11 protein-coding genes and 2 pseudogenes are annotated in these 12,336 nt (G+C 48.4%); 6 read left to right on the top strand and 7 right to left on the bottom strand.

Annotated features, from left to right (window positions below):
• Positions 1–24: 24 nt before the first annotated feature.
• Both tssC and tssB read right to left on the bottom strand, forming a co-directional pair.
• Positions 25–1,506: a type VI secretion system contractile sheath large subunit gene (tssC, locus tag ABIC79_RS14360; protein WP_013578174.1), complete on the bottom strand. Its 1,482-nt coding sequence runs from the start codon at positions 1,504–1,506 to the stop codon at positions 25–27.
• Positions 1,503–1,982 (bottom strand): type VI secretion system contractile sheath small subunit, encoded by a 480-nt coding sequence (gene tssB / locus ABIC79_RS14365; RefSeq protein ID WP_013578173.1) that lies wholly within the window; start codon positions 1,980–1,982, stop codon positions 1,503–1,505. The genes tssC and tssB overlap by 4 nt, the downstream gene beginning before the upstream one ends.
• Positions 1,983–2,701: 719 nt before the next feature.
• Between tssB and mntP the strand changes: the two genes are divergently transcribed.
• Positions 2,702–3,277 (top strand): manganese efflux pump MntP, encoded by a 576-nt coding sequence (gene mntP / locus ABIC79_RS14370; RefSeq protein ID WP_013578172.1) that lies wholly within the window; start codon positions 2,702–2,704, stop codon positions 3,275–3,277.
• A gap of 4 nt (positions 3,278–3,281) precedes the next feature.
• Here the strand turns inward: mntP and ABIC79_RS14375 are convergent, their stop codons facing one another.
• Complete coding sequence (locus ABIC79_RS14375) at positions 3,282–4,253, bottom strand: LysR family transcriptional regulator (RefSeq protein ID WP_013578171.1); 972 nt, start codon at positions 4,251–4,253, stop codon at positions 3,282–3,284.
• 351 nt (positions 4,254–4,604) lie between these two features.
• Here ABIC79_RS14375 and ABIC79_RS14380 point away from each other — a divergent pair, with 351 nt between their 5' ends.
• The 4 genes from ABIC79_RS14380 to ABIC79_RS14395 all read left to right on the top strand — a co-directional run bounded on the left by ABIC79_RS14380 (position 4,605) and on the right by ABIC79_RS14395 (position 8,124).
• Entirely contained in the window at positions 4,605–5,624 is a 1,020-nt protein-coding gene (locus ABIC79_RS14380) for a glycosyltransferase family 9 protein (protein ID WP_013578170.1), read from the top strand.
• Positions 5,625–5,701: 77 nt separating this feature from the next.
• On the top strand, positions 5,702–6,784 hold the full coding sequence (locus ABIC79_RS14385; RefSeq protein WP_121019903.1) for a glycosyltransferase family 9 protein: 1,083 nt from the start codon (positions 5,702–5,704) through the stop codon (positions 6,782–6,784).
• Positions 6,771–7,127, top strand: a complete 357-nt coding sequence (locus ABIC79_RS14390) for a DUF1493 family protein (protein ID WP_013578168.1) — start codon at positions 6,771–6,773, stop codon at positions 7,125–7,127. The genes ABIC79_RS14385 and ABIC79_RS14390 overlap by 14 nt, the downstream gene beginning before the upstream one ends.
• Positions 7,128–7,263: 136 nt before the next feature.
• Positions 7,264–8,124, top strand: coding sequence for an aldo/keto reductase family oxidoreductase (locus ABIC79_RS14395; protein WP_037032854.1), 861 nt, complete (start codon positions 7,264–7,266; stop codon positions 8,122–8,124).
• Between the two features lie 89 nt (positions 8,125–8,213).
• Here ABIC79_RS14395 and ABIC79_RS14400 read toward each other — a convergent pair whose 3' ends face one another.
• Positions 8,214–9,128, bottom strand: a complete 915-nt coding sequence (locus ABIC79_RS14400; protein WP_013578166.1) for a LysR family transcriptional regulator — start codon at positions 9,126–9,128, stop codon at positions 8,214–8,216.
• A gap of 118 nt (positions 9,129–9,246) precedes the next feature.
• Here ABIC79_RS14400 and ABIC79_RS14405 point away from each other — a divergent pair, with 118 nt between their 5' ends.
• On the top strand, positions 9,247–9,693 hold the full coding sequence (locus ABIC79_RS14405) for an ester cyclase (RefSeq protein WP_112151407.1): 447 nt from the start codon (positions 9,247–9,249) through the stop codon (positions 9,691–9,693).
• Positions 9,694–9,739: 46 nt separating this feature from the next.
• Here ABIC79_RS14405 and ABIC79_RS14410 read toward each other — a convergent pair.
• From ABIC79_RS14410 to ABIC79_RS14420, 3 genes and pseudogenes are all read right to left on the bottom strand, one after another.
• Positions 9,740–10,027: pseudogene (locus tag ABIC79_RS14410) on the bottom strand (mechanosensitive ion channel protein MscS); the annotation flags it as partial.
• Positions 10,028–10,076: 49 nt separating this feature from the next.
• Positions 10,077–10,616, bottom strand: a pseudogene (locus ABIC79_RS14415) (IS5 family transposase); the annotation flags it as partial.
• A gap of 142 nt (positions 10,617–10,758) precedes the next feature.
• A complete protein-coding gene (locus ABIC79_RS14420; RefSeq protein WP_168444358.1) occupies positions 10,759–11,919 on the bottom strand; it encodes an iron-containing alcohol dehydrogenase in 1,161 nt (386 codons plus the stop codon).
• Positions 11,920–12,336 lie beyond the last annotated feature (417 nt).

The raw sequence follows: 12,336 nt of genomic DNA on the forward strand, positions 1-12,336 counted from the left end.
ATCCTTATTTTTACGATTAAGTATTTATGCACCCGTCGATGCAGGAAGTTCCGCTACCAGACGCAGCGACATGCTGAGTCCTTCAAGCTGGAAATGCGGTTTTAAATACGCAACGGCGCGATAACTGCCCGGAGAACCTGGTACATCAACAACTTCGACCACAGCCTCACGTAACGGATGGCTTGCTTTAATCGTTGGTCCTACATTATCTGAACCCACAACATATTGGTTGATCCAGTTCTGCAGGAAATTCTGGCATTCAGATTTGGACATGAAGCTGCCCACTTTATCGCGCACGATGGATTTTAGATAATGAGCAAAGCGCGACGTTGTCATAATATATTGCAACTGACTTGACAATTTGGCGTTAGCATTCGCCAGCTCAGAATCGTATTTACGCGGTTTATTGGTCGACTGCACAGCGAAGAACGCCGCGTAATCTGTACCTTTGCAATAAATGAGCGGAATAAAACCAAGCTCAGCTAACTCTTTTTCGCGACGGTCAGAAATTGCCACTTCTGTCGGGCATTGCATGACCTTTTCGCCGGTCTGCGAAATGTAATTGTAGGTCGGCAGTGACTTCACCAAACCGCCGCCTTCAACACCACGGATCGCCGCACACCAGCCGTGTTCCTCAAACGCCTCGACCATACGGCCCGCTAAATCATAAGCCGCGTTGACCCATAAATAGCTGGCTCCTTCATTATTTTCATCAATTTTTTCTTCGAAATTAAACGCGTCTACGGATACAGTTTTTGCACCGTAAGGCAGACGGCCGATAACACGTGGCAGCGTTAAGCCGACATAACGTGAGTCGTCACTCTGACGGAAGGATTTCCAGCGGGCGTAGTCAGAGGTTTCAAACAGTTTGCCCAGATCACGCGGACGCGGCATTTCGGAGAACGATCCCATCGCAAACATGCCAGGGTTCGCAGCACTCAGGAATGGCGCGTGGGCGGCGGCGGCAACATGTGAAATCTGTTCCAGCAGTTGCACATCTTCCGGCATACAGTCGAATTCAAAATCACCCACAAAAGCAGAGTAAGGGTCACCGCCAAAGGTACCGTATTCGCTTTCATAAATGCTTTTGAATAATGAAGACTGATCAAAGTCAGAGGCGGATTTAAAATCACGCAGCAGCTCTTTCTTCGTGCAGTTAAAGACACGCACTTTGGTGTTTTCCGTGACGCTGCTTTGCACCAGTTTGTGCAAACCACGCCAGGAAGATTCCATACGCTGGAATTCAGGTGCCTGAATAATTTTGCTGACTTGAGAAGACAGCAGTTCATCGATGGCGGCAATGCGTGCTTCGATGCTACCCACCAGATCATTGGAAACAATGACCGCACCTGATGCCACTTCCGACAGGAAGTTATCCAACTGGCTTTTTACTTTATTACGATCGGATTCCCGGCGGATGGCCTGAGTATTATCGATAATTTGATCGAGATAATCACCGGACTGCTCAGCTTGAGCTGAAGCATTCATGACCTGGATATCGCTCATTCTACTTCCCCTTTGGCAGGTTCTGCGTCTTTCGCCATACCCTCTAATAATTCAACCAGTTGCTCTTTCAGACGGTCATTGCTCGCAGTTCTGTTGCGCAAATCACTCAGTTGCTCGCGTAATTCAAGAAGTTTGCGCAACGGTTCCACCTGCATCGCCACGTTTTCAGGAGAGAAGTCATCCATAGAGTTGAATTCCAGTGCAATAGCCATCTGGCCTTCTTTTTCTGGCAACGTACTTTCCACCAGCATGTCCACAGCCGGCTTCATTCCTTCCATGACATTATTAAAGTTGTCTTTATCAATGTGCGTAAAACGACGGTCGCGCAGTGGCAAATCATCTTTAGCAAAATTCCCGATAACCCCCATCACCAGAGGTAATTCTTTTTTGGATTCAGCACCGCCAACTTCAACGTCGTACGTAATTTGAACGCGAGGGGGACGCGCTTTGCTCAATTTATATTGTGTATTACTCACGGATAAATCACCATAATGTTTAAAAGAGAGAATTAATATGGCCGTGATAATAAACAGTAATTATAGATTTTCACATATCCGATTGCTTACTAATACATTTACCTTTGCTAAAGTATTTTATTTTTTTCATAAAAAATAACAATATACAGGGTTATTTTAATTATTTGTAAATGAAAAAATAGAATGTATCGAGATTAGATTTTAATATTTATAATAAGGAATGCTTGAATTTTTTATAAAAACAAGAAATACCACGAAATATTAAATGATAATTATTTTTACATTTCATTTTTGACATTCTCCATTCAACTCTTTTTTAAAGAAATAGTATGTGATAGGACCTGCAATGATAATTGTTTTCACGCCATACAAGGGTACGCATAACTTCACAACCTGTACCTTCATCATCACATTCAGAATGCGGCGTCACTGGAGATCTTCGGCCTGGTGACGTTCTGTACTGTCCTGAAACAGTAAGATTTTCTGAATAAATCATACTCACTCTACATCGTTATGATGATTGATGTTTTTGATGCTTCTCATCGTAATTTTCATCACTTTGCGGGCATTTTGAACAAATATAGCCCGTGCTAACATTCTTAACCAACACTATAACATACTGAAAATAAAGGTTTTTTTATTTTGTTTTTTGTGGCAGACTGCGCATCTCAATTAATAAATAGCCTTTGGGATTACCGAAGGCCTGACTGGTCCGTTTTATGCAACTTTATACCATCCTCATTCTGGCGTTCGGTATGTCCATGGATGCCTTCGCAGCCGCTATTGGCAAAGGTGCCTCTCTGCACCGGCCACCGCTAAAAGAGGCGTTACGCACAGGGCTTATTTTTGGCGTAATTGAAGCGATTACACCGGTGATCGGATGGGGAATTGGTCTGGCGGCCAGCCAGTTTATTATGAGCTGGGATCACTGGGTGGCATTCACCCTGCTGCTGATCCTTGGTATCCGCATGATTGCGGAAGCCTTCAGGAAAGATAAATTGGAAGAAGATACGCAGGCACCACGTCGTCACGGTTTCTGGGTACTGGTCACTGCAGCTGTCGCGACCAGTCTGGATGCAATGGCTGTGGGCGTCGGTCTGGCCTTTCTTCAGGTGAATATTCTGGTGATGGCGCTGACTATTGGTGCCGCCACCACCATCATGGCGACATCCGGTATGTTGCTTGGCCGGTTTCTCGGTGCCGCGATGGGCAAATGGGCTGAAATTCTGGGTGGCGTGGTGCTGATTGGTATCGGTACGTCAATTCTCATCGAGCATCTTGGTCTGCTCGGTTGAGTCTTCATCCAGCGAAGCTATTTTTTATAGTGCCGACTAACAGGCTACTTTTCGATTCCTCAGATAATTTATGTTTGAGATTATCTTCGCGCACAAAATCGATAAACGCCTGTAATGGCGCGGGGATCAGACGCCGGTCATTGTAGTAAAGATATGGCCCGGAAAACGACAGCCACCATGGTTGCAAGATAGCCTCCAGTTTGCCGCTGGCAATGGCAGGCCGCAGCCATTCTTCGAACAGATAGATAATACCCGCACCCGCCACCGCCGTTTCTACCGCCAGATCCACCGCGCCCCCTACACTCACCACCAGCGGGCCGCTGACCTGAACGCTGAGGCTTTCGCCCTCATGTTCGAACTCCCAGTCCGGCATAATCCCGCTGGCATAGCGACCACGCAGGCATCGGTGTTGTATCAGATCCCGCGGATGCGATGGCCGTCCATGCACATTCAGGTAATCAGGGGAGGCCGCCGCCGCATAACGCTGACGGCGCGGTCCGATGGGGATCGCCACCATGTCCTGCTCGAGACGTTCGTCGTAACGAATACCGGCATCGCAGCCATCACGAAATACATCCTGCACGTTACTTTCAGCAATGATTTCCAGCTGGATATCGGGGTAACGCCGGAGAAATTCGGGCACAAGTGCAGGCAAAACCAGCCGGGTTGCGCTGACCGGCACATTCAGCCGCAGTGTACCGCCGGGCGTATTGCGATAACGGTTGAGAGCATCGAGTGCCGCATCCACTTCATTCATGGCCGGGAGCAACCGCTCGAGCAGCGCCCTGCCCGCTTCGGTCAACACCACCGCCCGCGTTGTGCGGTGAAATAAGCGAATGCCCAGTTGTTGTTCGGCCCGGCGCACAGCATCGCTCAGCCGGGATGCATTACTGCCTGTGACGCGTGCCGCTTCACGAAATCCTCCGGCTTTGGCCACTTCTACCACTGCGTGCAACAGCGCGATATCCATCGGCATTGTGCGTCACCCTGTACAGTTACTTCTGATTTAACCGGATAGTTGCACACTCACAACATCGCGACAATCATTTGATTGATCCCGAGTGACACACAGAGAATCGCGGTATTAATTAAACCGAAAGCTCCTCACGAAATACTAACGATCTTTAACACAATCTTTCCTTTACGCTGACGTTATGCGTGGAACTAACTTTTTAGGATTAAGTCTACCTTAGCAGTAAATTTCATTATGTCTTTATGACGGCCCTTTAATAGAACACCCGCATGATGATAATGAAGTTTATATATAATGATAAGAGTCAGGCATAAAGTTACATTCTTGATGACAGTGTATTTAATGAGGAAAGAAATGAAAATATTAATAATCAGACGGGAAAACATTGGTGATCTTATCCTTACAACCCCGCTGATTTCTATGCTGGCGAAAAATCATCACGTCGATGTGCTGGTTAATTCTTACAACAAACAGGTTCTTGAAGGTAATCCCGGCGTCAGTAAAGTTCATCATTATACTAAACTGCATCATGAAGGATCTTACACTCAAAAGATAAAAGCCATTTTACGCCGTGTAGTCACCACTTTGGCTATTCGGAAAGAAGGTTATGATGTAGCTATTGTGGCAGGGAACTGGAATAAAAGACCTTTGCGATGGGCAACATTATCACGGGCCAAACGAATCATCGCGATAGGAAGTGATTCGCCAGACTCTGTCACCGATAAAATACCTTATATGCGGGATGGCATGCATATGGTTGAACAGATGGCTGAACTCGCCAGGCCTTTAAATTGTCACGCCAAACCGGGGAAACTGGCTTTATGGGTGACAAAATCTGAAAAAGAACTGGCAGCTCACAAAATAAAAAACACTTACAATATGCCCTTATATGGTTTGCAGATCAGCGCCCGAAAAGAAAAACAACGCTGGCCCGTTGAGAATTATATCGAAATCGCGCACAGGCTGGCGCGTGACGAACCTTGCAAAATTATTCTTTTCTGGTCGCCAGGTTCAGAAGATAACTTGTGTCATCCCGGGGATGACCAGAAAGCGCAGTACATCATCAACGCCTGCAAAGATATTATTATGGTTCCTTTCGATACCGTAAATATTCGTGAACTTATGGCCGGAATGTCTCTGTGCCACCAGATAATCACCAGCGATGGCGGTGCATTGCACATTGCAGCGGGTGTGGGAAAACCAGTGGTGGCGCTTTTTGGTAACAGTGATCCGCAGGTCTGGGGGCCATGGAAAGTGCCGTGCAGAATCATTGCTGCTGCAGACGAAGAGGTTTCTCATATTTCAACCGATGAAGTTTATAACAATTTCGTTGCACTGAGAGATGAAGTGCTTACTGAAAATACAAAAAAATGAGTAACAGCCTAAAACTCTATTTGTAATTTAATGGAAAAATAGTCCCTATCATCGCGTTGCGGGTAACCTGAACAGAAATGAAAGCCATCAAGATAAAAGTAATAAAGACGATATTGCATATCTATTGTTTTTTAACGAGAAGAAAAAAATATTCGCTGGAAGAGCGTGAAACATCACCGGGTAATATTGTCATTTACTCCACTACCGCGCTGGGGGACTACCTCATGAACACACCAGCAATCATGCATTTAAAGAATAGATTTCCAGCCAGCAAAATAATACTGGTTACCAGTAAAAAAAATCACAGCCTGGTTGTGCAATATGATTGGTTTGACCATATTTATATATGGGATAATAAAGTTGTCAGAATATTACCTTTGTTATGTAAACTCAGAAAACACAAACCTGATATTTCCGTTATTTTACACGCACACTTTCCTTATGACATATTTTGTGCTGTTTTATCCGGCAGTAAAATGATTTTACGCGACCACTATGGCAGTGAGTCTCCCGAACTTAATCGTTATTTAGATCACTATTCCGGTTACTATGACGGACATACTATCCGGCGCAAATTGAAGTTACTCGAAACACTGGGAGAAAATACTGGCGACACGACAATGCATCTTCCCATGATCAATACTCTTTTACCGCGTCAGTATTTACGCCAGCGCATTGGATTTCAGTTAGGGGCATCCAATGAGACCCGTCGCTGGCCGGTATGTTTTTTCAGTACACTCGCCTGTATGTTATTAGACAACGATCGGGATCTGGAAATCATTATCACAGGCACAACATCCGAAAAGAATCTGGCGAATGATTTCTTAAAACAATTACCCGCTCACTATCAGAATAATATATGCGTAATGTCTGGTCATACGCAGTTGACAGAATTAGTCACGCTGTTGAAAAGTCTGGATGTTCTTGTTACGGGTGACACCGGGCCGCTACATATCGCAGTGGCCGCTGGCGTAAATACAGTCAGTCTTTTTGCCACAGCCAATCCAGCCTATACCGGTCCGTGTCAGGATCCGGATAAACATATTATTTTGCACCGTCCTGATGGTGAAAAAACAGAACATCCCATGATGGCGATTCTGCCTGTTGAGGTTTACCACGCTGTCAGGGAATTGCTGGGGAGGACATATGACAGTGAATGATGTGCTGGAAGGGAAAATCATTGATTTTCTTGAACAACATAACCACCCCACCGTGTTTGGTTTTTACAATAAGGTCTGCGGGAGTGATTTTTCATTGTTAAAGCTTTCGCTGAGTGAAATACAGACGGATATCCTGATGAACGATTTTTTCATCCAGTTCAAGGTAAAACCTAAAAACTATCGCACATCCAACCATTTCCCCGAAAAAACGGGTGTTCTCGGTTCATTGATTTTTACCCTAAACCGGATGCAGGGAAAAGTGACACCCATAACCGTCAGAGCGCTGCACGATGCGGCTCTTATGGGCGTCTGGCCTGATTATCTTCAGGGCAAAAATCAATAAACAGTGTCCTGTGCAGAATTCAGCGCGATAACCTTCGCCATTGTGCGCCAGTCCGTACAGTTTGTCCTGATTTCACCGGATAGTTGCACAACCTGCCCGCGGCTACAATCAGTGAACAATCACACAGGAGAATTCCATGTCACAACCTTCAATGACTTACCCCCTCGGCGACAGAGAAGTGGCGCGCTTAGGTTATGGCGCAATGCAATTGGCTGGCCCCGGCGTTTTTGGCCCGATCAGCGATGAAGCACGGGGCATTCAGGTGCTGCGTGATGCCCTGGCATCTGGTGTTAATCACATCGACACCAGCGATTTTTATGGTCCGCATGAAACCAATAAGCTGATCAAAAAAGCCCTGCATCCGTATCCCGATAATCTGTGCATCGTGACAAAAGTCGGCGCACGACGCGATGAAAAAGGCGGCTGGTTACCGGCTTTCAGCCCGCAGGAACTGACGCAGGCGGTGGAAGATAACCTGCGCAATCTCGGGCTGGAGACGCTGGAAGTGGTAAATTTGCGCAGCATGCTCGATGAACGTCAGCCAAAAGAAGGATCACTGGCACCGCAGCTGGAGGCGCTGATTACGCTGAAAGAGCGCGGCCTGATCCGTCATATAGGTCTGAGCAATGTGACTGCAAAACAGGTCGCCGATGCACAGAAACTGACGACGATCGCCTGCGTTCAGAACATGTATAACCTGGCGAACCGTCACGACGACGCGCTGGTGGATAGCCTGGCTGAACAGGAAATCGCGTATGTGCCGTTCTTCCCGCTGGGCGGTTTTTCGCCGTTGCAGTCAACGCAGCTTGATGAAGTAGCGGCACAATTGCAGGCGACGCCGATGCAGGTCGCGCTGGCCTGGCTGCTCAAACGCTCGCCGAATATCTTGTTGATCCCCGGCACGTCATCGCCGCAGCATCTACAGGAAAATCTGGCCAGTGCGAAGGTGATTTTGTCCGATGAAGTGATGGAAAAACTGAACGGAATAGCGGGTTAGCTCTCACACATCCCCCGGCACATCATGCGGGGGAATGGTTTCCCCGGTGGCTGAATCTTCGCCCCGTGGTATTAACGGAGTCTGGTCACTCACAGCAATTCATGGGCCTGCGCGCAGATCAGTTGTCTCAGCCATTTCTGCGCATTGCTGTCATCAGAACGCCGGTGCCACAACAGATAAAACGGGATCTCCGGCAATGCCACCGGCGGCAGGGTCATCACGATATTGGGGTGTTTCTCGCTCACTACCACGCTGCGTTTGAGCACCGTCGCGACATACCCCGTCTGCTGCACCACACCGGCAACGCCAGCCATGGTCGGCAACGTCAGACGAAGTTCACGAGCCAGCCCCATCTCCCTGAGTTGTTCATCGACCAGACCATAATGATTTCCTTCCGGCGAGACCAGAATATGGCTCATCCCGAGATAGGTTTCTAACGTCATGCCGTTGCGTGCCGCATCACTGTCGCGGCGGATAAGCGTGACAAATTCATCACTGAACAAGGGCTGCGATAAGATGCGGTTTTCCGGCCGGGTCGGGTGAATACCGATCACCACATCAACCTCACCGGCATCCAGCATCGACACGGACGCATCGCGGTCGGTGAATGTCCTCACATGCAGTGTCACTCCGGGCGCCTGTTCGCTGATCGCCCGCATAATGCCGGGCAGTAACACCATCAGCGGATATTCGGACGTGCCAAGCGTAAAAGACATTTTTCTGTTTTCCGGCGCAAAATTGTCGTCCGGAGCCAGCAGATGACTCAGTTCGTTAAGTGCTTTTGACACATGCAAACCGATCTCTTTTGCCCTGGCGGTAGGCAGCAAACCGGAAGCACTGCGGATAAACAGCGGATCCGCAAAATGCGTTCGCAGGCGCGACAATGCCGCGCTCATCGCGGGCTGACTGACCACCGCTTTGCTGGCGGCACGGGTCACATTCCGCTCTTCCATCAGCGCATCAAACGCGACCAGCAGATTCAAATCGAGACCCTTAAAATCCATAAAACGTATATTCCTCTATATGCTTTTCTTATTTCAATTCTTACTGATATGAATGTGATACTCGCTGCGTGCACCACATTAACCCTATAAAAATGCAATCAGCCAGAGGAATTTAACGATGTCAGACAACAATAGCGAGATGGCAAATCGTCTTATCGCGGAGCGTAAAGCCGTTGAAAAAATCTATCAGGCTTTTAGCCTGCATGATCCGGACTTAATGGATGAGGCAGTCACGCAGGACTGGAAAGATATTCCCCTCGCGCCAGGTCAGGCATCCGGCCCCGAAGGGTTGAAACCGATCATCCGGGGGTTCATTGAGGCTTTTCCGGATGTGAAGATCACCATCCACGACCTTCTTCAGACCCCGGGGAAGATTGCCGTGCGCGCAGAAATTACCGGTACCCATCACGGCAACTTTATGGGCATCGAACCGACCGGCAAATTTGTCAGCATCCGGCTGCATGAATTTCATGAGCTGAATGGCGAACGCGTCACCACCACCTGGCATCTGGAAGACTGGTTTGGCGCGTTCATGCAACTCGGTCAGTTCCCGCCGCAGGGTTAACAACCGGACAACAATTAAAGGCAAGCGCTGACCCGTCTGATAGATTTCATTTCGGATTGTCTGGCGGTGAGGCGGGTGCGGCGAACCAGTTATCCTGAGTTACCATGACCGCCGTTTCCGGCTGATTCACAAAATTCGGCGACATGATCTGCACATTAAATTCGTTGAATACGTCCTGAATGTGACTGTGCAATTCGCTTCTCACTGTGGCAAGAGATTCGCCCGGCTGGAGATGCACCTGCAGTTCATAAGCGATGTACCAGTCCATCAGGCTGAGCTGGCGCACCAGCGGCTTCTGCTGAAGATCAATACCTCGCGTGCGACTGGCGGCCACGACAGCCCGCAGGCAGCCGGATTGTATCTTTATGAAATTGGCACAGAAGATGCCGGGCTGACCGAATACCCCCTACCTTACGCTGAACTCCAATACCGTCCAGAAGACGTTGCGCAAACTGGCTTTCATGAGCCTGTCCGGGACTCAGCACGATGTTTAGCGGGAGACCGCTTGCGCCTGTCACCCGATGGATTTTGATGCCAAAACCACCGTGAGAGCGACCCAGCCCATTATCTCCGGTTATATAGGGATGTTTTTTTGAGCGCCGGCAGCACATTTCAGCGCCCGGATATTACTGCCATCCATCGCTGTGGCAGACCAGTCAACAAGGCCATAAAGCAACCTGTTGAAAATAAGGTTAATCACTGCCGATTTTGACCATTGGTTAAAGCGGATAAACGGTTTTCCACGGCCCCTATCGTTTAGATAAATCGCGCCATAGGGCACCTGAACACAACACCCAGAACATGCCGTTGATGATCATGCGGTGCTGTGCCCATGGCCGTCCGCCCCGTGGCGTAGCAGGCTCAAGAGGCAACAAGGACTGGATGATGGTCCATGCTTCGCCGGGAAGGTCGTAGCGAGGCATAGTTTACTATGTCTTGAAAACAGATAGTTACTATAGCCCGGATGATTAAGGGACACAGCTTAGCTGCAGGTCACCTGCAGCCAGGCCTTAATTCATTTACGGTGAAGGTTTTTCAGGCCCATCGTCGCGCAGTTATCTAACGTTACTCTTCGCCTTCATAAGCCTGACGATAGAGTTCAATGACCTGCTCTTTAGTCGCTTTGCGCGGGTTCGTTAACTGGCAGACATCTTTTTTCGCATTCTCGGCCATGATGGCAAAATCTTCAGGTTTGACGCCCAGGCTTTTCAGATCGCGAGGAATGCCAACCTGCCTGCTCAGGCGGCGGATGGCGTTAATGGCTTTAACCGCAGCCTCATCGGTAGAGAGCCCGGCCACGTTTTCCCCCATGGCCTCTGCAATATCGCGGAAGCGATTAAGGTTGCCAATCAAGTTAAAGTACTCAACATAAGGCAGCAGAATGGCATTACATACCCCATGGGGAAGGTTATAGAACCCGCCCAACTGATGCGCCATCGCATGGACATAGCCCAGAGAAGCGTTGTTAAAGGCAATCCCGGCGAGGTACTGCCCGTAGGCCATATTATCCCTTGCCTTCATATATTCGCCGTTTGCCACAGCTTTGGGAAGGTACTGGGTGATCATCCTGATCGCTTGCAGCGCGGCGGCATCAGTCAGCGGGTTCGCCATGGTAGACACGTACGCTTCGATGGCGTGAGTTAACGCATCCATGCCGGTCGCGGCGGTCAGTGAAGGTGGCATCCCGACCATGAGTTCCGGGTCGTTAATCGAGATTTGAGGCGTCACGCGCCAGTCAACAATCGCCATTTTAACTTTACGTGCTGTATCAGTGATGATGCAGAAACGGGTAATTTCTGAAGCGGTACCTGCGGTGGTGTTGATTGCCATTAATGGGATCATATCGTTGCTGGATTTATCAATACCCTCAAAGTCGTGAATATTTCCTCCATTGGCTGCGACTAATCCAATACCTTTCGCACAGTCATGGGAGGAACCGCCACCGAGTGAAACAATACCATTGCAGCCATGTTCCCGGTAAAAACTAATCCCCGCCTCTACGTTTTTATCTGTGGGGTTAGGTTCCGCGCCACCAAATATACGCGCTTCAATACCGGCTTCTTCATAAATTTTAGCGACTTTGTCCGCCATGCCACTTTTTGCCAGGAAAGCGTCCGTGACAATCATGATTTTTTTTACATCTAACGTTTTTGCCAGCGTACCGGCTTCCTGAACACTGCCTTCGCCAAATACATTTCGTGTTGGCAGAAAATAATATGTCGACATTGAGCTTCCCCTGTTCATAAATGTGATTGTTAATGTGTCCATGACTGCTTTTGAGCGGTAGACAAAATGCATCAAGCGCGGAGCGGGTGATGCGAACAAAAGCGCGGACCGAACATATCCACGACAATGGTAAGGGATTACTGGTAAAGAACAGAGAACAACCTCACAAAAGGAAGGGTCTTTATAACAAAAAGAATTATCTTTTTTCACATTGCATGTCTGGTTGGTCGTTGACCTGGTCGATTCAGGTTACCGCTGGAGATTTCACGCCGGCCAATACACAAATGTTGTTGCAAATCTTGCGACGTCTGCGGCAGAGGGAAGCGGCGAAAATAATCGGGTGAGCCATACACGGCGGCGGTGAAGGGGCCTGTCTCCGATCTTCGTACGAATACATAAACAATTTCCTGACAGTCT

The sequence above is a fragment of the Rahnella sp. 2050 genome (genome assembly GCF_040544515.1).
Taxonomy (GTDB): domain Bacteria; phylum Pseudomonadota; class Gammaproteobacteria; order Enterobacterales; family Enterobacteriaceae; genus Rahnella; species Rahnella aceris.

Bases quoted from the DNA above. Each gene is read 5' to 3' on its own strand.
- ABIC79_RS14400 (WP_013578166.1), bottom strand. From the start codon at position 9,128: ATGGATTTTAAGGGTCTCGATTTGAATCTGCTGGTCGCGTTTGATGCG.
- ABIC79_RS14380 (WP_013578170.1), top strand. From the start codon at position 4,605: ATGAAAATATTAATAATCAGACGGGAAAACATTGGTGATCTTATCCTT.
- ABIC79_RS14395 (WP_037032854.1), top strand. From the start codon at position 7,264: ATGTCACAACCTTCAATGACTTACCCCCTCGGCGACAGAGAAGTGGCG.
- mntP (WP_013578172.1), top strand. From the start codon at position 2,702: ATGCAACTTTATACCATCCTCATTCTGGCGTTCGGTATGTCCATGGAT.
- ABIC79_RS14390 (WP_013578168.1), top strand. From the start codon at position 6,771: ATGACAGTGAATGATGTGCTGGAAGGGAAAATCATTGATTTTCTTGAA.
- ABIC79_RS14385 (WP_121019903.1), top strand. From the start codon at position 5,702: ATGAAAGCCATCAAGATAAAAGTAATAAAGACGATATTGCATATCTAT.
- ABIC79_RS14420 (WP_168444358.1), bottom strand. From the start codon at position 11,919: ATGTCGACATATTATTTTCTGCCAACACGAAATGTATTTGGCGAAGGC.
- ABIC79_RS14405 (WP_112151407.1), top strand. From the start codon at position 9,247: ATGTCAGACAACAATAGCGAGATGGCAAATCGTCTTATCGCGGAGCGT.
- ABIC79_RS14375 (WP_013578171.1), bottom strand. From the start codon at position 4,253: ATGCCGATGGATATCGCGCTGTTGCACGCAGTGGTAGAAGTGGCCAAA.
- tssC (WP_013578174.1), bottom strand. From the start codon at position 1,506: ATGAGCGATATCCAGGTCATGAATGCTTCAGCTCAAGCTGAGCAGTCC.